The organism is Geothrix mesophila (assembly GCF_022808835.1).
Classification (GTDB): Bacteria; Acidobacteriota; Holophagae; order Holophagales; family Holophagaceae; genus Geothrix; species Geothrix paludis.
In genome coordinates this window covers 306,452-324,115 of the sequence record NZ_JAKZLD010000004.1, presented here as the reverse complement: position 1 = coordinate 324,115, position 17,664 = coordinate 306,452, and the positions used below count along the sequence as shown (strand labels likewise).

Annotated in this window: 17 protein-coding genes; 6 read left to right on the top strand and 11 right to left on the bottom strand. The window is 69.5% G+C overall.

Annotated elements, in window-relative coordinates; genetic code table 11:
* Positions 1–8 precede the first annotated feature (8 nt).
* Positions 9–530 (bottom strand): MarR family winged helix-turn-helix transcriptional regulator, encoded by a 522-nt coding sequence (locus tag MLG87_RS13805; RefSeq protein ID WP_243295727.1) that lies wholly within the window; start codon positions 528–530, stop codon positions 9–11.
* Between the two features lie 70 nt (positions 531–600).
* Positions 601–1,791 carry a GTPase HflX gene (gene hflX, locus MLG87_RS13800; protein WP_243295726.1) on the bottom strand — a complete coding sequence of 397 codons (1,191 nt, stop codon included), beginning with the start codon at positions 1,789–1,791 and terminating at the stop codon, positions 601–603.
* A gap of 55 nt (positions 1,792–1,846) precedes the next feature.
* Between hflX and MLG87_RS13795 the strand changes: the two genes are divergently transcribed.
* Positions 1,847–3,073, top strand: a complete 1,227-nt coding sequence (locus MLG87_RS13795; protein ID WP_243295725.1) for an ABC transporter permease — start codon at positions 1,847–1,849, stop codon at positions 3,071–3,073.
* Positions 3,070–3,720, top strand: a complete 651-nt coding sequence (locus MLG87_RS13790; protein ID WP_243295724.1) for an ABC transporter ATP-binding protein — start codon at positions 3,070–3,072, stop codon at positions 3,718–3,720. Before MLG87_RS13795 ends, MLG87_RS13790 begins: the two co-directional genes overlap by 4 nt.
* A gap of 7 nt (positions 3,721–3,727) precedes the next feature.
* Here the strand turns inward: MLG87_RS13790 and MLG87_RS13785 are convergent, their stop codons facing one another.
* The 3 genes from MLG87_RS13785 to ruvX all read right to left on the bottom strand — a co-directional run bounded on the left by MLG87_RS13785 (position 3,728) and on the right by ruvX (position 7,623).
* On the bottom strand, positions 3,728–6,031 hold the full coding sequence (locus tag MLG87_RS13785; RefSeq protein WP_243295723.1) for a hybrid sensor histidine kinase/response regulator: 2,304 nt from the start codon (positions 6,029–6,031) through the stop codon (positions 3,728–3,730).
* A gap of 255 nt (positions 6,032–6,286) precedes the next feature.
* Positions 6,287–7,165 (bottom strand): NAD(P)-dependent oxidoreductase, encoded by an 879-nt coding sequence (locus MLG87_RS13780; RefSeq protein WP_243295722.1) that lies wholly within the window; start codon positions 7,163–7,165, stop codon positions 6,287–6,289.
* 20 nt (positions 7,166–7,185) lie between these two features.
* Positions 7,186–7,623 (bottom strand): Holliday junction resolvase RuvX, encoded by a 438-nt coding sequence (gene ruvX / locus MLG87_RS13775; protein WP_243295721.1) that lies wholly within the window; start codon positions 7,621–7,623, stop codon positions 7,186–7,188.
* A gap of 287 nt (positions 7,624–7,910) precedes the next feature.
* Here ruvX and MLG87_RS13770 point away from each other — a divergent pair, with 287 nt between their 5' ends.
* On the top strand, positions 7,911–9,953 hold the full coding sequence (locus MLG87_RS13770; RefSeq protein WP_243295720.1) for a hypothetical protein: 2,043 nt from the start codon (positions 7,911–7,913) through the stop codon (positions 9,951–9,953).
* A gap of 11 nt (positions 9,954–9,964) precedes the next feature.
* Positions 9,965–10,474, top strand: a complete 510-nt coding sequence (locus MLG87_RS13765; protein WP_243295719.1) for a methylated-DNA--[protein]-cysteine S-methyltransferase — start codon at positions 9,965–9,967, stop codon at positions 10,472–10,474.
* On the opposite strand, the gene MLG87_RS13760 is transcribed toward MLG87_RS13765, so the two are convergent.
* The 3 genes from MLG87_RS13760 to MLG87_RS13750 form a co-directional block, all read right to left on the bottom strand.
* Positions 10,431–11,120, bottom strand: a complete 690-nt coding sequence (locus tag MLG87_RS13760) for an NAD(P)H-binding protein (RefSeq protein ID WP_243295718.1) — start codon at positions 11,118–11,120, stop codon at positions 10,431–10,433. The two genes, MLG87_RS13765 and MLG87_RS13760, sit on opposite strands and share 44 nt — an antisense overlap.
* Entirely contained in the window at positions 11,117–12,169 is a 1,053-nt protein-coding gene (locus MLG87_RS13755; RefSeq protein WP_243295717.1) for an MBL fold metallo-hydrolase, read from the bottom strand. The genes MLG87_RS13760 and MLG87_RS13755 overlap by 4 nt, the downstream gene beginning before the upstream one ends.
* 109 nt (positions 12,170–12,278) lie before the next feature.
* Positions 12,279–13,196 carry an oxidoreductase gene (locus tag MLG87_RS13750; protein ID WP_243295716.1) on the bottom strand — a complete coding sequence of 306 codons (918 nt, stop codon included), beginning with the start codon at positions 13,194–13,196 and terminating at the stop codon, positions 12,279–12,281.
* Between the two features lie 89 nt (positions 13,197–13,285).
* On the opposite strand from MLG87_RS13750, the gene MLG87_RS13745 reads away from it, so the two are divergent.
* Both MLG87_RS13745 and murB read left to right on the top strand, forming a co-directional pair.
* Positions 13,286–13,867: a TetR/AcrR family transcriptional regulator gene (locus MLG87_RS13745; protein WP_279341294.1), complete on the top strand. Its 582-nt coding sequence runs from the start codon at positions 13,286–13,288 to the stop codon at positions 13,865–13,867.
* Positions 13,868–13,891: 24 nt separating this feature from the next.
* Complete coding sequence (gene murB, locus MLG87_RS13740; protein WP_243295714.1) at positions 13,892–14,785, top strand: UDP-N-acetylmuramate dehydrogenase; 894 nt, start codon at positions 13,892–13,894, stop codon at positions 14,783–14,785.
* A gap of 57 nt (positions 14,786–14,842) precedes the next feature.
* On the opposite strand, the gene MLG87_RS13735 is transcribed toward murB, so the two are convergent.
* The 3 genes from MLG87_RS13735 to MLG87_RS13725 form a co-directional block, all read right to left on the bottom strand.
* Positions 14,843–15,475 carry a dihydrofolate reductase family protein gene (locus tag MLG87_RS13735; protein ID WP_243295713.1) on the bottom strand — a complete coding sequence of 211 codons (633 nt, stop codon included), beginning with the start codon at positions 15,473–15,475 and terminating at the stop codon, positions 14,843–14,845.
* A 157-nt stretch (positions 15,476–15,632) separates the two neighbouring features.
* Positions 15,633–16,040: a YciI family protein gene (locus MLG87_RS13730; RefSeq protein ID WP_243295712.1), complete on the bottom strand. Its 408-nt coding sequence runs from the start codon at positions 16,038–16,040 to the stop codon at positions 15,633–15,635.
* Between the two features lie 364 nt (positions 16,041–16,404).
* Positions 16,405–17,652, bottom strand: coding sequence for an RNA polymerase sigma factor (locus tag MLG87_RS13725; protein ID WP_243295711.1), 1,248 nt, complete (start codon positions 17,650–17,652; stop codon positions 16,405–16,407).
* Positions 17,653–17,664 lie beyond the last annotated feature (12 nt).

Below are 17,664 nucleotides of genomic sequence, written 5' to 3'. Positions count from 1 at the left end.
GCGAGCTCCTACTTCCCTTCCGTTGAGCCGACCCGGCCTTGACCCAGATCCGGGCCCTGATCCTGGTCCTGCGCCATCCGGTCCAGCTCGTCCATCCGGTCCAGGTTGCCCATGACCGAGGCCAGAATGTCCCGGAGACGGTCCCGGTCCTTGGGGTCCAGCCCCTGTTCCATCCCCTCACGCATGGACTGGCGGAAGGTCCGCAGTTCCTGGACCAGCGCCTCAGCCTCAGGCAGGAGGTGGAACAGCACCCGGCGCCGGTGGGCGGGGTCGCCTTCGGCCCGCACGAGACCGCGGTCCTGGAGGGTCCGGAGAATCCGGGTGGCCGTGGGCTTGTCCATCCAGGTGCATCGGGCCAGGTCCCCGTGGCAGCGGCCATCCCGCTCGGCCACGGCCATCAGGAGCTGGAACTGCTGGGGCGTCAGCCCATAGGGGGCCAGGCGGCGTCCGGCCACCTGCCGCATGCGGCTCTTCACCGCGGTGATCATGTGGGACAGGCTGGCGGTCTTCCAGGAGGCAGTTAGTTGCATAAGCAACAAGGCTACGCGACAGGAATCTCCGGGTCCAGCCCTGTCTTCCCTCCGCTTCGCCCCGGAGGGATCAGACCGCCGGAGCGGGGTCCGGCAGCTCCCAGTCCTCCAGCTCCCGGGGCTTGGGCGGCCCGGGGATCAGCTCCCGCAGCCAGGATCGGATCTCAGGGATGCCCGCGCCCTGGAGCGCGCAGGCCTGGACGGCGCCCGGGTGGCGCTTCTTCAGATCCAGCTTCTGGGGCCGGTGCAGGCGGTCCACCTGGTTGAGCACCAGAAGTCGGGGCTGGGCATCGCCGTCCTCGGGAGCACAGCCGATCTCACGCAGGGTGGCGCCCACCACCTTGAGGTGGTCCTCCAGGTCCGGATGGGCCGCGTCGGCCACCACCAGGAGGGCGTCTGCCGTGCGGACCTCGCCCAGGGTGCTGCGGAAGGCGGCCACCAGCTGGTGGGGCAGCTTGCGGATGAAGCCCACGGTGTCGGCCACCAGACAGTGCTTGGGCTCCGGGCTGCCCTCGCCGGTCTCGGGGTCGAAGTCCTGGCCCAACCAAGCCTTGCGGGTGGTGGTGTCGAGGGTGGCGAAGAGCAGGTCCCGGGGCTCGCCTTCGCCGGTGAGTGCCTTCAGCAGGGTGGTCTTGCCGGCGTTGGTGTAGCCCACCAGAGCCACCCGGGGCAGGCCCTGGGGCCGGCCCTGGCGCTGGGTTTCCCGAACCCGCTCCAGGTGGGTGAGCTCCCGCTTGAGCTGGCTGATGCGGGTGCGGATCATGCGGCGGTCCACCTCGATCTGGGTCTCGCCGGGCCCCCCGCGCACGCCCACGCCGCCCACCTGGCGCTCCAGGTGGGTCCATGCGCCCTTGAGGCGGGGCAGCTCGTATTCCAGCCGGGCCAGCTCCACCTGGGCCTTGGCCTCACGGCTCTGGGCCCGCTGCTCGAAGATGCTGAGAATGAGTCCCGTGCGGTCGAGGCAGGTGAGGTTCGTGGCCTTCTCGATGGCGTTCACTTGGCTGCCGCTCAGCTCGTCGTCGCAGATGAGGTGGCGGACCCCCTGCCGGGCGGCCTCGTCCGACAGGGCCTGGAGCTGGCCGGAGCCGTAGAAGGTCCGCGGGGCGATCTGGGGGCGCTTCAGACGGCGGTGGGCCCAGACCTCGAAGCCGCAGCTGCGGGCCAGCTCCACCAGCTCCAGCAGGTGGTCCTCGATGCGGTCCTCCCGGTCCTCGGGGCCCTGGCGGGCGATGAGCAGACAGCGGGGAGGGGTTTCGGCCATGAGCCAAAGCTGCCGTGCCCGGGGGCAAGAATCAAGTCCCGGCTACCCTGGTGGCATGGCCCTGTTCGAACGCACCATCGCCGACCGCTACCTGAAGACTCACCGGAAGGGGGCCTTCGTGCGGATCATGGTGCGGTTCGCCCGGGGCGGCACGGCCCTGGGCGTCTTCGCCATGGTGGTGACCCTGGCCGTGATGAACGGCTTCCACCAGGAGATCCAGGCCACCCTCTTCAGCGCCACGGCCCACTTCACCGTCTTCAACCTGGGTGGCGACATTCCGGACACCGAAGGCGCCTTGAGGACCATCCGGACCGTCCCAGGTGTGCAGGCCGCCTCACCCATCCGGCTGGAAAAAGGGCTTCTGCGGCGCCCGGACAGCGACATGCCCCCCGAGACCGTGGTGGTGAAGGCCGTGGACCCCACCACGGCCCACGGGACCTCAAGCATCTTCGACTCCATGAAACCCCTCCCCGTGGAGCAGCTGAAGGAGGGCGAGATCATCCTCGGCAAGGAGCTGGCCCAGCGCCTCAGCCTCAAGGTGGGAGACACCGTGGCCCTGGCGGTCTTCCGCCTGGAGCTGGGCCTGGGCGGCCAGCAGCCCAAGGTGGCGGCCTTCCGGGTGGCCGGGACCTTCTACAGCCACAGCTCCGAGTACGACAAGGCCTGGGCCTTCATCCACCTGGCGGACGCCATGCGGATCGCCCGATCCGAGGGCCGGGCCGAGATGATCGAGGTGCGCGCCACCAGCATCGACGCCATCGCGGACGTGAAGCCCCGCGTCCTCCAGGCCCTCGGCCCCGCCTTCCAGGCCACGGACCTGCGGGAATCCAACCGGGCCCTCTTCGCAGCCCTCACCGTGGAGAAGTGGGCCTTCGCCTCCATCCTCAGCCTCATCGTGTTGGTGGCGGCCTTCAATATCGTGGCCTCCCTGGTGCTGCTGGTGACCGAGAAACGGCGGGATCTGGGCGTGCTGCTGGCCCTGGGCGCCACGCCGAAGCAGATCCAGCGGCTCTTCGAGCTGCAGGGCCTGCGCATCGGGGCCGTGGGCACGGCCTGGGGCCTGGGCGTCAGCGTGCCGCTGTGCCTCATCCTCGACCACTGGAAGCTTCTCAAGCTGCCGGCGGCGGTCTACGACTTCATCACCTACATGCCCTTCCGGCTCAAGGTACTGGACGTGGTACTGGTGGCCGTCTTCCCCCTGCTGGTCTCCTGGCTGGCCGCGCGCTACCCCGCCAAGAAGGCCGCGGCCCTGGACCCCGTCGACGCGCTGAGGGCCGAATGATCGGACAGCCCCTTTCCATCGCTGGCCTGCACAAGACCTACCCAGGCAACCCCCATCCCGTCTTCGACGGCTTCTCGCTCGACGTGGAAGCCGGCAGCCTCTGCGCCATCGTGGGCGTCTCCGGCGTGGGCAAGACCACGCTCCTGAACTGCATCGCCGGCCTCGACCACTGGGAGGGCGGCGGCATCGCCGTGGGCGGGGATCCCGTGCCCGCGGGCGCCGAGGCCCGTGCCCTCTACCGCCGGCGCCGGGTGGGCCTGGCCTTCCAGCAGCCCCACCTGCTGCCCGAATTCACCGTGCGGGAGAACCTCCGCATGCCGCTCCTCATCGACGGCGACGGCTCCGTCGAGGCCGAGGCCTGGATCGGACAGCTTCTGTCCACCGTGGGTCTGGGCGACCTCGGCGAGCGCCTGCCCGGCCAGCTCTCCGGTGGCCAGGCCGCCCGCGCCGGGCTGGCCCGCGCCCTGGTGCGCAAGCCCGCCCTCTGGCTGCTGGACGAACCCACCGGCAACCTCGATCCCGCCACGGCCGAGGAGGTCTTCGGCTTCCTGATGGGCCTCCATGCCGAGCTGCGGCCCACCACCCTGCTCGTCACCCACAACCCCGGCCTGGCCGAGCGCTGCATGCGGACGGTGCGGCTCGGCTGAGCCGGGCTCAGGCCATCTGCCCCAGCTTCAGCTTGAGGTCCATGAGCGTGAAGGGCTTCAGGATCAGGCCCACGTGAGCGCCCTGCTCGAGGATCCGGTCACCCCGCTCGTCCCGGTAGCCCGTGGCCAGCAGGACCGGCAGGCCGGGCCGCAGGACCCGCAGGCGTCGAAGGGTCTCTTCGCCGTCCATGCCCGGCATGCTGAGATCCAGGATCACGAGATCCGGGACGTAGCCCGCCTCCAGCCGCTCCAGGGCCTGGGCTCCCCCGGCCGTGGCCAGCACCTCGTGCCCCAGGGCCTCGAGCATGACCGGCACGGTGCCCCGGACGAGCTCGTCGTCGTCCACCAGCAGGATGCGGAGGCGCCGGCCCCTCGCCTCGTCCACCGGGGGGATTCCCACATCGAAGGGAAGGTCGGCCTGGTACGTCGGGAAGACGAGGGTGATCTCCGTGCCCTGGCCCGGCGTGCTGCGGAGGTCCACGCGCCCGCCGTGGGCCTTCATCACGCCGTAGACCAGGGCCAGACCCAGGCCGGTGCCCTTGCCCGCCGGCTTCGTGGTGAAGAAGGGCTCCAGGGCCCGGGCCAGCACCTCCGGCGCCATGCCGTGGCCCGAATCCTCCACGACGAGCTCCGCGGTTCCGCCCATTCCGGATCGGGTGGCGAGGCGCAGGCGGCCGCCCTCGGGCATGGCATCCAGGGCGTTGACGCAGAGGTTCATGAGGGCGCTGGAGATGGCGCTGGGATCACCCATCACCAGGGGCAGGCCCTCCGCCAGCGCCAGCTCCACGCCCACCTTCTGCAGGGTCGTCCGCTGGAGGAGGGCCGCCTCCTTCCGGACCACCTCGTTGAGGTCCAGCGGCTGGGGCTCGGGGAGGTCCTTGCGGGCGAAGTCGGTGAGCCCCTTCACCAGGTCCCGGCCCCGGCCCGCGGCGTGGAGCAGAGTGTCCATGGACTTCACCAGGTCCGGATCGTCCGGGCGCTTCTCCTTGAGCATGGACGCCACCGCCATGATGGCGGCCAGCACGTTGTTCATGTCGTGGGAGACGCCTCCCGCCAGGGCACCGAGGGACTCCAGCTTCTGCCCGTGGGCGACCTCGGCCTCGAGCCGCCGCCGCTCCTCCTCGGCCTCGCGGACCGGCGTCAGGTCGACGGTCGCGGTTCCCACCCCCGTGATGCGCCCTTCGGCGTCCCGCACCGGCTCGCAGTAGAGGTCCAGGAACAGGCGGCGTCCCGGGCGGTCCAGCCACATCTGCTGGTGGATCTCCGCGCCCTCCTCCAGCACCTGCCGCTTCAGCTCATCCAGCCGGGCCGCCTGGTCGGGGGAGAACAGGTCGGCGTCGCGCCGGCCCACCATGTCCTCGGGCCTGGCGGTCCGCTGGTTGTAGGCCCAGACGTAGCGCAGGTCCCGGTCCTGGACGGCCACCGACACCGGCGCGTTCCGCAGGGCCAGGCGGAAGCGTTGCTCGCTTTCGCGCAGGGCCTGGAGCGCCTCCACCCGCTCGGTGATGTCCTCCGAGAAGATCACGATGCCGCCCACGGTCCCGTCGGCGGCGTGCCAGGGCCTGAGCTCCCAGCGCCGCCAGTACACGGTCCCGTCCTGCCGGATGAAGCGGTCCTCCTCCGAGTGAAGGATCTCTCCCGCCAGCCCTCGCCGGTGGGCCTCCCGCCAGGCCTCGGGGATCTCCGGGAAGATGTCGTAGTGGGAGCGCCCCAGGATGGCCTGCTCGCCCAGATGGAAATCGCTGAGCCAGCGCCGGCTCACGGCGAGGTACCGCATCTCCCGGTCGAACATCGCCAGGGCCGCCGGGGCGTGATCGATGAGCATCTGGAGGCGCTCCTGGCTCTCGCGGAGGGCCAGCTCCGTGCGCTTGCGCTCGGTGATGTCCTGGAAGGTGCCCTGGATGCGGACCACCCGCCCGCCCATGACCACCGGCTGGCCCTGGGTCCACACCCACTTGCGCGCCCCCGTGGCGCTCACCAGCTCCAGCTCCAGATCGTAGGGACGCCCCTTCTCGATGGCCTCCCGGATGGCTTGTTCGATCAGGGGCCGGGACTGGGCCGTGTAGAAGTTCAGTCCCAGTGCCGCAGAGGCCGGCGTCGAGGGATCGAGGTCGTGGATGCGGGCCACCTCCTCCGTCCACCAACCCTCGCCCGAGTCCACGTCGAAGCTCCAGCCCCCCACCTTGGCCATCCGCCCGATGCGGGGCAGGAAGCTGGTGATGGCGTCCTCGAACCGCCGGCCCCGCCGCTCCTCGGAGCGGGCATCGCCAGAAGGGGCGTCGTCCGGCCCCTGAGCCTCCTTCAGGCCCACGGCCGGGATCCTTCCGGGGTCTCCGTCGCCAGGAGCCCACGGACGGCGCCTGCCTTGCGCAAGGCGGGACGGAGAGATCTGAGGGAACCTGCCATGCCTGGACCCCTGGCATCGGAGATGAAGGCTTTCAGAGCGACCCGGAGGCCAACGCCCCGCGACCCATCATGCATCGGTTTGGCCGGAGCTCAACTCAAGAAAGTTCTTGGATCCCCAGGATCCCTGTCGGCAAAAAAAGATGCAATCGGAGCAGCCCCTTCAGGCCAGCCCCGCGTCCTCCCGGCTGAGGCGTGAGAGGGCGGCCAGATCCTGCTCGCCGTAGCCTTTGGCCACGGCGGACAGGAGACGGTCCCGCAGGAGGCTGGCGATGGGCAGGGGCGCCTGGTAGGCCTCGGAGGCCCGGAGGGCCAGGCTCACGTCCTTGAGCCCCAGGCGCAGGGCGAAGCCCGCGGGCTCGAAGTCGCCCCGCACCACGGCGCCTCCGTAAGCGTCGGCCAGGGGAGACTTCAGCAAGGCCGTGTTGAGGATCTTCAGGGTGGTCTCCGGCGCGACCCCCGCCTTCTCGCCGTAGGCGAAGGCCTCGCTGAGGGCCTCCACGGCGGTGACGAGGAGGCTGTTGCCCGCCAGCTTCATGGCGTGGGCCGTGGAGGCCCGCCCCCCCAGGGGGAAGGTGCCTTGGCCCAGGGCCTGGAACAGGGGTTGGCACTTGGCCACCTGGTCGTCGGGACCGGCGGCCAGGATCCAGAGCTGGCCCGAGGCCGCCGCGGGCGGGCGGCCGAAGACCGGCGCCGCCACGAAGCCCTGTCCAGCTTCGGCGTGGGCCTCCCCCAGGCGGGCGGAGGTGGCGATGCCGATGGTGCTCATGGAGACGTGGATGGCCTCCGGGGCAAGGGTCTCCAGCAGGCCGCCAGGACCGAAGGTGATGGCCTCTTCCGCGGCATCGTCCGAGAGCATGGTGATGGCAACCTCCGCCCCCGCCACGGCCTCCCGCACGGAGCCCGCCACCTGGGCGCCCAGGGCCCCGAAGGGCCGGGCCCGGGCCATGTCCCGGTTGAAGACCGTCAGATCGAAGGCGCCCGCCAGCCGGCGCGCCATGGGATCACCCATCCGTCCCAGGCCCAGGAATGCGATGCGCATGGCTCCCTCCCGTCAGGGGATCAATCCAGACGGCTGGCGGGGATCCCCTTGGCCCGCCGGTCCTCCAGCAGCTCGTTCAGGATGACCGCCGCCGCGGCGGCGTCCAGCAGGAGCTTGCGCTTGTCGGGCTTCACGCCCCGCTCCCGCAGCAGACGGTCGGCCTCGGCGCTGGTGAGGTGCTCGTTCACGAAGCGCAGGGGCAGGCCCGTGCGGCCCGCGAGGGCCTCGCCGAAGGCCCGGGCCGCCGGGGCCGTGGCGCTCTCGGCGCCGTCCTTGTGCCGGGGCAGGCCCAGGCAGAGGGCCTGCACACCTTCCTCCTTGCAGAGCCGGGCCAGGCGGTCGAGCGTGCGGGTCTCCTCCTGGGGCCACACCTCGAAGGGCGAGGCCAGGATTTCCAACTCGTCCGAGAAGGCGAGCCCGAGCTTCTTCGTGCCGTGGTCGATGGCGAGCCAGCGCATGACGTCAAGCGTATCGGGACCCGAGCCTCCCGGGGGCCTTCCATGGCACGGGCCACCAGCATCACCAGCCCAGGCATTGGCGGCAGCCTGAGCGCCTCCGGCCTACAGAGAAGGGTTCCTGGATCCAGTCCAGGCGGGAACAGAGGCCCTGCGCGGAGAGGGGAACAACTCTGAATCATAGATGAATGGCGGATCCTTTTTGGTTGATCCGGATGCTGGCCCCAACCAGAATTGGGCTTTCCAAATACAGCTTCTCGTCGTCGAGCCAATCTGCAACCGAGGTCCCCATGAAGCTCCTCGCCCGCCTCTCCGCCTCACTCGTGATGGCTGTCCTCATGGCCTGCGGAGGTGGCGGCTCAACCAGCACCCCACCTCCACCTCCGACGCTCTACACCATCACCGTGGTGACTGGGGCGGGGGTACAGGCCAACCCGACCTCCTCCCAAGTGGAGGCGGGCAAGACGCTCGCCATCCATGTCGCTGCGGACCAGGGCTACCAGATCGATTCGGTCACGGGATGCGGCGGAACCCTGAAGGATAACGTCTACACCACTGCGCCCATCCATGCCGATGGCGTGGTGACGGTCAAGGCCAAGCCCTGCCTCTATACCGTCACCGCCAGCGTTGGTACCGGGGTCCATACCAGTCCCACGGCTGCCACCGTCGAGTACGGCAAGACCGCGACCTTCACCTTGAGCCTTGACGCGGGATTCGTCCTGGCGACCGCTTCCGGATGCAACGGCACGCTGACCGGCCTTACCTACACGACGGGCCCCGTCACCTCGGAGGGTGTCGTCCAGTTCACCGCAGCCATGGACATCCCCAGACAGGCAGGGAAGATCGCCTATGTGGTCGCTCCGGATGTGCTGGCGGACATGCCCACCCTGCTTCAGTCCTACATGGACGCCGTGGCTACCGATACCGGCTGCGAGAGCGTTCTGATCCAGTCTCCAGCGGACCCTGCCGCCCTCCGGGCCCTCCTCAAGGAGCAGGGTGGCAGCCTCCGCATGGCCTTCCTGATTGGGGACATTCCGGCCCTCATCGAGCGGAACATCTCGCCCTACGGAACCTATCTGAATGTAAGTGATCACTATTACCGCGCCCTAGACTACCCCTACGACCCGCCATCCCTGGATGCCTCTGGCAGGTTCGTGGTGGATGTGCAGACGTTCAGCTACCTCCTAGTCAACTCCTGTCCCACCATCGCCGTGACGCGGATCAAGGGGCTGTCACCCACCAGCCAGCTCGGGGACATCCGCCGGTACCTTGACCGGAACCTGCTGCTGCGAGGCGACCGGAACCGCTATTCCAGGGGAATGACCTTCATCTCGGCCGCCACCGACAGCGGCGTGGACGGCACCAAGTTCCTGGAGGCCTACCAGAACCATCCGCTGTACGGGAGTGGCGAGGTGACCTTCCTGGGCAACACCTCGGCTGCAGCCCTGAAGCAGGGTTTCCTCGATGCGCTGGCCGCGGGCAAGGAGCACTGCGAGGCCAACCTGCACGGGGCGCCTCTTTCGGTGCTCTTCCAGGGGCAGAGTGGGGATTCCCTTTCCATGGATGCTCCGGAATTCGGGGGCCTTGTCACCCGGGCGAAGGTGGTCAGCCTGGCCAGCTGCTCGACGGGGGATTTCACCACCCCGGGCTACCTCGCGGGCCAGATCCTCTTCGGCGTTGACAGCAGTGTGCTCCTGGTCAGGGCCAACCCAGCGGTGACCCTCTACACCGATAGCGCCTTCGCCCGGGAGGCCCGCGGGCTCGACATGGCCCTGGGCGTCGGCCGTTCCTACATGCAGAGTTACGCCACAACCTACTCCGGCGCTCCCCCCCATTTCCTGGGCGATCCCACCATCACCCTCAGGGTTGCAGATTTGGTGGCCCCCCGGCCTCGGCTGTTCCTGCAGGAGAAGCGCCACCACCAGGAGTTCCGGGAGCCGCTTGTCTTCCAGACCGCCAGCCTGAATGGTGCGGCGGTGGTGCAGGATCTGGTCTTCCAGAACCTCGGCGAAGCGGACCTGATCATCAACGGGAACGCCTTTTCTGCCGGCATCGACCTCGACGGGACCTTCCCCTGGGGCGTCAACAGCCTTGTGCCTACCTTCCATACGCCGTATATCTACGGCGACCCATCCATCCAGACGAAGATGGACGGCACTTACACGTTCAGACTCGCGCCCGGGGCTTCCAAGACCGTCCGCGTGGAGTTCACGCCGGTGAAGGTGGCCGACGGCTCGATTCCAGTCGGCAACTACCACGGCGTGATGTTCTTCAGCTGCAACGACCCGGAGATTGGCTCCTTCCGCGTGGACCTCACCGCTCGGACCCAATGACCCGGAAGGCCATGACCTTCCTCCTGCCCAGGGCGAGCCCGGCCGGGCCTTCCACCCTCACCTTCGCCACCGCCCTGAGCCGGATCCGCCTGGGCTGGACGGCGGAGGGGATCTGTGTGCTGCGGTTCGTAGACAACCCGGACCGGGAGGAGGCCCAGGCTGCCCCGGCCTGGGTGCTGGAGGCCGTGCGGCGCCTCATGGCGCACCTGGGGGGCCACCCCCAGGACCTGACCCGCATCCCCGTGGACCTGTCCGGCCTCACGCCCTTCCAGCGGCGCGTGGCCGAGGTGCTGAGGGCCACGGCCCCCGGCCAGACCCTCACCTACGGCGAGGTGGCCCTGCTGGCGGGCCGGCCCGGTGCCGCGCGCGCCGTGGGCCAGGCCGTGAAGGTCAATCCTGTGCTGATCCTGGTGCCCTGCCACCGCGTGGTGGCCGCAAATGGCCCCGGCGGCTGGAGCGCCTTCGGATCACCCGAGGTCAAGGCGCGGTTGCTCGAGCTGGAGGCGCCCCCAGGGCGATGAGGTCGGGAGCCTCGAGGATCGGCGTCGACGCCCCCTCCCGCGCCACGCGGATCATGGCCCGGCCCAGTTCTTCCGTGGTGAGAATGGCCTTCGGGAAGAGCCGGCGCAGCAGGGGGAGGGCGGGCTTCATCACGGTGTAGAGAGCCTGGTACCAGCCCGTCCGCGACCGGATGCCGTGGAGCGGTTGGATCAGGCCGGGGCGGAAGAGGTACACCGCCTTGAAGGGCAGGCGCCGCAAAGCGTTCTCGGTCTCCCCCTTCACCCGGGCCCACATGGTGCGGCCCCGCTCGGTGCCGTCCGTCCCGGCGCCGGACACATAGACGAAGGTCAGGGCCGGGTTGAGGCGCGCCAGCACCTCCGCCGCCGCCAGGGTGAGGTCCCGGGTCAGGCGCCGGTACTCGGCCTCCGGCAGGCCCGCCGACGACACGCCCAGACAGAAGAAGCAGGCGTCGAATCCGGTGAACTCCGGCTCCACCGCCCGGTAGTCGAAGAAGTCCGCGTGGGTCACCTCCCGCAGCTTGGCGTGCGCCGGAAGGGTGGGCTTCCGCACGAGGGCCACCACCTCCGTGACGCCGGGATCCAAGAGGCACTCGCGCAGGACGCCCTGCCCCACCATCCCCGTGGCACCGAAGATCAGGATCTTCATGGGAGGCCTCCTTCCACGGCGGGCCGCCCCGTCAGCGTGGCACGGACGGGCACCTCCGCCGCGGTCTTCCAGGGCAGCGCGGGCCACCAGCGCTGGGTCGGCAGGGGGCCGCCGGGCTCGAAGCCCTCACCGGGCCGCGGCGTGGCCACCGGGACGCCCGCCGGGTCCGCCGCGGCCAGCACCCGCTCCACGGGTTCCGTCCAGCCGTGGGCCGCCAGGTTGAAGAGGCCCCAGTGGAGGGGCAGGAGCACCCGGCCCCGCACCATTCCGTGGGCCTGGATGGCCTGCTCGGGGCCCAGGTGCCAGTCGGGCCAGGCCGGGTTGTAGGCGCCCGCCTCAATCATGGCCAAGTCGAAGGGCCCCAGGCGCGCGCCGATGTCGGCCAGGCCCGGGAACATCCCCGTGTCGCCGGAGAAGTAGACCCGGTGGCGGGGGCCGAGGAACGCGAAGCCGCCCCAGAGCGTCCGGTCCTTGTCCCGCAGGCCCCGGCCCGAGGCGTGCCGGGCCGGCACCAGCACCACCTCCAGGTCGCCCACCCACACCGACTCCCACCAGTCCAGTTCCGTGATGCGGGCCTCCGGCACGCCCCAGCGCGCCAGCCGCGCGCCTACGCCCAGGGACACCACGAAGCGAGTGTCCCAGTCCTTGATGCGGCGGATCGTGTCCCGGTCCAGGTGGTCGTAGTGGTCGTGGGAGAGGGCCACCACCTGCGGGACCGGCACCTCCTCCAGGGGGATGGGCGGCGCGTAGAAGCGGCGGGGCCCGGCCCAGCCGAAGGGCGAGGCCCGGAGGCCCCACACGGGATCCGTGAGGACGCGGGTGCCGTCCACCTCCAGGTACACGGTCGAGTGGCCCAGCCAGGTGGCCCGGAGACCGGTGGGAGCGTCCGCGGCGAGGTCAGCCCGGGTGGGATGGACCACGGGAATCTCGACCTTGGGGCTCGCATTCGGGTCCCGTCGCGCCAGGGCGGCGAGGGCCCCCCAGGGGTCGTTCCAGATGGGCTGGGGGTTGCGGAAGCGCCCCTCGTGCCACTGCGGAGATGGGTTCATGCGGGGACTCCTGAGGAAGTCGGGGGAGGAGCCGGCGGCCCAGAAGCCTCCGGCCACCATGACGGCGATGAGGAGGGACGCGGCCTTGCGGAGACGGCGGCTGGATCCGCTAGATCGGATACACCACCCCCGTGCGCTGCTCGGAGAGGCGCCACATCCAGCGCTGGAGGCCCTCGTCCCGCGAGCGGGCGTCGGATCGCACCGGCACGGGGGCTCCCTTCATCTCCTGGAAGCCCGAGGGACCGAAGTATTCGCCGCCCCCCGCCCCGGGATCCGTGGCGGCCCGCAGCAGGGGCTGGGCCCCGCCGAAGGCGTCCTGGCTCAGGAGGGCCTCCAGGCCAACGGTTCGCAGCCAGCGGATCCAGCCCGCGTGACGCTGGAGTTCCGTCCGCGCCCAGCCGGGGTGGGCGGCCACGGAACGCGTCGTCGAACCAGCCGCCGCCAGCCGGCGCTGCAGCTCGAAGGCGAAGAGGAGGTTGGCCAGCTTGGACTGGCCGTAGGCGGCCCAGGCCCGGTAGCCGCGCTCGAAGTCCAGATCGTCGGCGTAGATGCGGCCCATCCGGTGGGCTCCGCTGCTCATGGTCACCACCCGGGAACCCGGCGTGGCCATCAGGCGCGCCAGCAGGAGGCCCGTGAGGGCGAAGGGGCCGAAGTGGTTGGTGCCGAGCTGGGTCTCGAAGCCGTCCTCGGTCTTCCCGTAGGGCGGGACCATCACCCCGGCGTTGTTGAGCAGCAGGTCCAGGCGGTCGAAGCGGGCCAGGAGGTCCGCAGCCGCGGCCCGCACCGAAGCCAGGGAGGCCAGGTCCAGGGCCTGGAGTTCCACCCGGGCCCCGGGGTGGAGTGCCTGGATGCGCCGGGCCGCCTCCTCCGCCTTGGGCTGGTTCCGGCAGGCCAGGACCACGATGGCCCGGCGGGCCGCCAGGATTCGGGCGGCCTCGAAGCCGGTGCCGGAGGTGGCCCCGGTGACCACGGCGACCCGGCCGGTCTGATCGGGGACCTGGGCCCAGGTCCAATTTTCTTGCGTCATGTTGTTCTCCATGATTGGTTTGACACATTGACCGATAATGTCAGAAAGCCAATATTGACAATCGGACAAATTTTGTCAACACTCTTTTCATGGGAAACGAGAAGAAGGCCCGAGTCCTGGAGGCCGCCGAATCCGTGTTCCTCCGCTTCGGCTACCGGCGGACCACCATGGGTGACCTCGCCGCCGCCGCGGGCATGTCCCGACCGGCCCTCTACCTGGTCTTCTGCAACAAGGAGGAGGTCTTCGAGGCCGTCCTCCGGGCCTTCACCGCCCGCACGCTGGAGGAGGTCCGGCAGGGCCTGGACGCCCGCCCCACCCCCCTGGAGAAGCTTCGCTTCGCCTTCGACCTCTGGACCGTGCGCCCCTTCGGGTTCTTCGAAGCCTCGCCGGAGCTGCGGGAGCCCCTCCACGGTGGCCTCGCCTTCGCCAAGGGGGCCATCGACCAGGCCGTGGCGACCTTCGAGGCCGAGCTGGTGGGCATCCTCGCGCCCCTGGGCCCCACGGCACCCGCGAAGGCGCTGCCCCCCGAGCAGATCGCCCGCGTCCTCACCCGCGCCGTCCACGGCTTCAAGGAATCCGCCAAGGATGCCGACGAGCTCCGCGCCATGATCGACGGCCTGCTGGAAATGGTGCTGGCCTCGCTTCGGCCCGCGCCGGAGGCGGGGGCCTGAGCCGGTTCGTCCATACTGGAACCGATGACGCGCCCCCTGCCCGATGATCTGCTGAAGGTCCCCCACCGCCGGGACGTGCCCTTCGCGCGCCTCACCACGCTGGGTGTGGGCGGGCTCTGCCGCTGGCTCTTCGAGCCCACGACGGAAACCGAGGCCCAGGCCTTCGTGCGGGCCTGCGCGCGGGAGGGCCTGCCCTGGCGGGTGCTGGGGGGCGGCTCGAACCTGGTGGTGCTGGGCGACATCGACACGCCGGTGCTGCGGCTCGCCCTGCCGAAGGTGGTCCAACGCGACGGCACGCGGTTCACGGCGCCGGCCAGCCACGGCCACATCGCTCTGGCGGAGGCCGCGGCGGCCGCAGGGCTGTCGGGCCTGGAGTTCGCCAGCGGCATTCCTGGCTCCCTGGGCGGGGCCATCCGCATGAACGCCGGGGCCTACGGCCGCGAGTGGGTGGATGTGCTGACCCGCTACCGCTTCCTCACCCCCGAGGGCGAGCTGGTGGAGAAGGCGCCGGAGCCCGGCGAGTTCCGCTACCGCTGGAGCTTCCTCACCGGGGGCCGCGTGGTGCTCTCCGCCACGGCCCAGCTCGCGGAAGGCGACCCGACCGCCATCCGCGCCCAGGTGGCGGAGTACCGGGCCAAGCGCGGCACCAGCCAACCCCTGTCGAAGCGCAACGCCGGCTGCATCTTCAAGAACCCGCCGGGCCAGAGCGCCGGCCGCCTCATCGACCAGGCGGGCCTCAAGGGCCTGCGGGTGGGCGACGCCGAGGTGAGCCCTGAGCACGCCAACTTCCTCGTGAACCACGGCCATGCCACTGCCGCCGAATTCGCCGAGCTGATGGAACAGGTGCGAACGAGGGTGCGGGAAAGGCATGGCGTGGAGCTGGAACCCGAAGTGGAGATCTGGCGGGAGCACCCTTGATCTCCAACGGCCAGCGCCTCGAGATCTGATGGCCAGTTAAGCGGGGTTAGGCCGCCCTCACTGACGGACATAGCGCAGGTGTGTGGCGGCCGGACCATCAAAAACCTTGTCTATGCGAAACTGCGGCCCGGGCTCGCTTAGGTTCTCGAAGAGACGCCGCCCGCCGCCGAAAAACACGGGTGCCAAGGCGATTTCCAGCTCATCAACGACACCTAGGTTCAGATACTGCTGGATCACATCCGGTCCACCCGCGACACGAATATCACGACTGCCTGCGGATTCCCGAGCCAATTCTAGGGCGCGCTCTGGCCCTTCATTGACGAAGTAAAAGGTCGTGCCACCGGGGCGTATCCAGGGCTCGCGTTTCTCATTGGTAAGAACGTATACCGGTGTGTGAAACGGAGCCTCTTCTGGCCAGGCGCGCTCGCCTTGGTCGAACATCCGCTTGCCCATGATGTTGGCACCGATGCGCTCGGTGGTCCTGCGAACCAGGTCATTGACCGGTCCGGTTTCTCCTCCTGATTCGAGCTTGAGGAGGTTCTCGCGAAAGTACTGTTGATTGATGAGCCAAGCCATCAGCGCACCCCACTTGGCACCCCAGTTCTTATACGCGGGGTTCTCCATGGTCATTCCTTCCGGCGCCATGTAGCCATCGAGGCTAATCGCGATGTTCACAAATACCTTGCTCATGATTTTCCTCTCGTATGTTTAGATGCCATGCAAGCTCGGGATTACGGCAAGAAAAAACTCGTTGAACTCATGATCCGCGTGCAGAAGAAAGTGCACGCAAACCAAGGCAGGGAGTTGGAATCCGAAGTGGAGATCTGGCGGGCCTGATGCGCCCTGCTCAGGAAGCAGGTTTCCCCTTGGCCTTGGCACGCCGTGCCTCGCTTTCGCGAATCATCTTGTCGAGGTCCGCCGCCGGCCGGATCTCCCAGGGCCCCATCTTCAGGCCCGGGTGGTTCGAGATCAGGTGGATGGCGTGGTTGAGGTCCCTGGCCTCCAGGATCAGGAGGCCGCCCAGCAGCTCCTTGGTCTCGGCATAGGGGCCATCCGTCACGGACACCTTGCCCTGCTCGAGGCGCACCATGACGGCGGTGTCCGGCCCCTGCAGCCCCTCCCCGCCGACCCAGTGGCCATCCTTCTTGAGGCCCTCATCGTAGGTGAAGCACGCGTCGAACCTGTCGTTCTGCTCGCTTTGGGAGAGGGTCGACCATTGCTGGACATCGAGGTACCCGAAGCAGATGTATTTCATGGTGGCTCCTATGGGGTCGTCCTGACCGCCTTCAACCTCTGGTCGTTCGGGGAGGGGCCTTTTCGACAGGGAACCGAAGATTTTTTGGGTGATCGGCCTGACTCAGCCAGAAAAGCAAGGAACCGCGAATGACGCGAAAGGGCGCGAAACGCGGCGGAGATGGGCCGCCTGGGCCTTCGGCCCCCAGCCGCGCGATGCGCGGCTGGCCACACGCGGGGTGGGGATGCCGGCTTCTGAAGGCCGCCAGACCCGCCCCGCGCGTGGAGGCGGAAGCGGGATCGTTCGCCATTCGCGCGCCCGCAGGGTGATTCGTGTCTTTCGCGGTTCGATCATTACCAAGCGCGGGTAGGCCAATGATCAGGAATTATTTTTGAAGTTCGGTCACCCGCCGTTCGAGGAACCGCCGCTCGGGCCCCTGCTGGACCAGCTCGAGGGCCCGGCGGTAGGAGGCCAGCGCCTCCTCCGTCCTCCCCAGGCGGCGGCAGAGGTCCGCGCGGGCCGCGTGGGCCAGGTGATACTCCGCCATGTCGCGGCGCGCCAGGAGGGCGTCGGTGAGGTCCAGCCCCGCCTGGGGGCCGTCCCGCATGGCCACCGCCACCGCCCGGTTGAGGTCCACCACCGGCGAAGGCGCCACCCGGGCCAGGAGGGTGTAGAGCCCGACGATCCGGCCCCAGTCCGTGGCCGGGGTCCCGGCGGCCTCCGCGTGGACGGCGGCGATGGCGGCCTGGAGCGTGTAGGCGCCCGCCCGGCGGGAGGCCAGCGCCTGGTCCGCCAGGGCCTTCCCTTCGGCCATCAGGACCCGGTCCCACCGGGAGCGGTCCTGGTCCTCCAGCAGCACCAGGTCCCCCTCCGGCGAGATCCGCGCGGCCCTCCGGGACTCCTGCAGCAGCATGAGGGCGAGGAGACCCATGACCTCCGGATCCGGCAGCAGCTCGAGGAGCAGCCGTCCCAGGCGGATCGCCTCGCCCGAGAGGTCCGGGCGCGTCAGCGCCTCCCCCGAAGAGGCGGAGTAGCCCTCGTTGAACACCAGGTAGACGACCTTCAGCACGGCATTCAGACGGTCCGGCAGGTCGGCCCGGCCGGGGATCTCGAAGGGAATGCCTGCGTCGCGGATCTTCGCCTTGGCGCGGACGATCCGCTGGGCCAGCGTGGACGGGGCGGTGAGGAAGGCCCGCGCGATGGCCTCCGTCGTCAGGCCGCAGATCTCCCGGAGCGTCAGCGCCGTGCTGGCTTCCGGAGGCAGGGCCGGGTGGCAGCAGGTGAAGATGAGCCGCAACCGGTCATCTTCGACGCCCTCCTCCTCCACCCACTCCAGCTGCCCCTCGGCGGGCAGCTCGGCCAAAGCATCGAGCGAGGTGCTGAACCGGGCGGACCGGCGCAGGCGGTCGATGGCCTTGAAGCGTCCCGTGGACACCAGCCAGGCGCGGGGGTGGTCCGGCACCCCATCCCGGGGCCAGGCCTCCAGCGCGGCCGCGAAGGCGTCATGCATGCCGTCCTCGGCCAGGTCGAAATCCCCGAGCAGCCGGATCAAGGAGGCGAGGACCCGCCGCGACTCCGAGCGGAAGAGTGAATCGAGGAGATCCGGAATGCCCCCGGGGGCGATGGAAGCCATGGGGCATCCTCC

Bases quoted from the DNA above. Each gene is read 5' to 3' on its own strand.
- MLG87_RS13805 (WP_243295727.1), bottom strand. From the start codon at position 530: ATGCAACTAACTGCCTCCTGGAAGACCGCCAGCCTGTCCCACATGATC.
- hflX (WP_243295726.1), bottom strand. From the start codon at position 1,791: ATGGCCGAAACCCCTCCCCGCTGTCTGCTCATCGCCCGCCAGGGCCCC.
- MLG87_RS13795 (WP_243295725.1), top strand. From the start codon at position 1,847: ATGGCCCTGTTCGAACGCACCATCGCCGACCGCTACCTGAAGACTCAC.
- MLG87_RS13790 (WP_243295724.1), top strand. From the start codon at position 3,070: ATGATCGGACAGCCCCTTTCCATCGCTGGCCTGCACAAGACCTACCCA.
- MLG87_RS13780 (WP_243295722.1), bottom strand. From the start codon at position 7,165: ATGCGCATCGCATTCCTGGGCCTGGGACGGATGGGTGATCCCATGGCG.
- ruvX (WP_243295721.1), bottom strand. From the start codon at position 7,623: ATGCGCTGGCTCGCCATCGACCACGGCACGAAGAAGCTCGGGCTCGCC.
- MLG87_RS13770 (WP_243295720.1), top strand. From the start codon at position 7,911: ATGAAGCTCCTCGCCCGCCTCTCCGCCTCACTCGTGATGGCTGTCCTC.
- MLG87_RS13765 (WP_243295719.1), top strand. From the start codon at position 9,965: ATGACCTTCCTCCTGCCCAGGGCGAGCCCGGCCGGGCCTTCCACCCTC.
- MLG87_RS13760 (WP_243295718.1), bottom strand. From the start codon at position 11,120: ATGAAGATCCTGATCTTCGGTGCCACGGGGATGGTGGGGCAGGGCGTC.
- MLG87_RS13755 (WP_243295717.1), bottom strand. From the start codon at position 12,169: ATGAACCCATCTCCGCAGTGGCACGAGGGGCGCTTCCGCAACCCCCAG.
- MLG87_RS13750 (WP_243295716.1), bottom strand. From the start codon at position 13,196: ATGACGCAAGAAAATTGGACCTGGGCCCAGGTCCCCGATCAGACCGGC.
- MLG87_RS13745 (WP_279341294.1), top strand. From the start codon at position 13,286: ATGGGAAACGAGAAGAAGGCCCGAGTCCTGGAGGCCGCCGAATCCGTG.
- murB (WP_243295714.1), top strand. From the start codon at position 13,892: ATGACGCGCCCCCTGCCCGATGATCTGCTGAAGGTCCCCCACCGCCGG.
- MLG87_RS13735 (WP_243295713.1), bottom strand. From the start codon at position 15,475: ATGAGCAAGGTATTTGTGAACATCGCGATTAGCCTCGATGGCTACATG.
- MLG87_RS13730 (WP_243295712.1), bottom strand. From the start codon at position 16,040: ATGAAATACATCTGCTTCGGGTACCTCGATGTCCAGCAATGGTCGACC.
- MLG87_RS13725 (WP_243295711.1), bottom strand. From the start codon at position 17,652: ATGGCTTCCATCGCCCCCGGGGGCATTCCGGATCTCCTCGATTCACTC.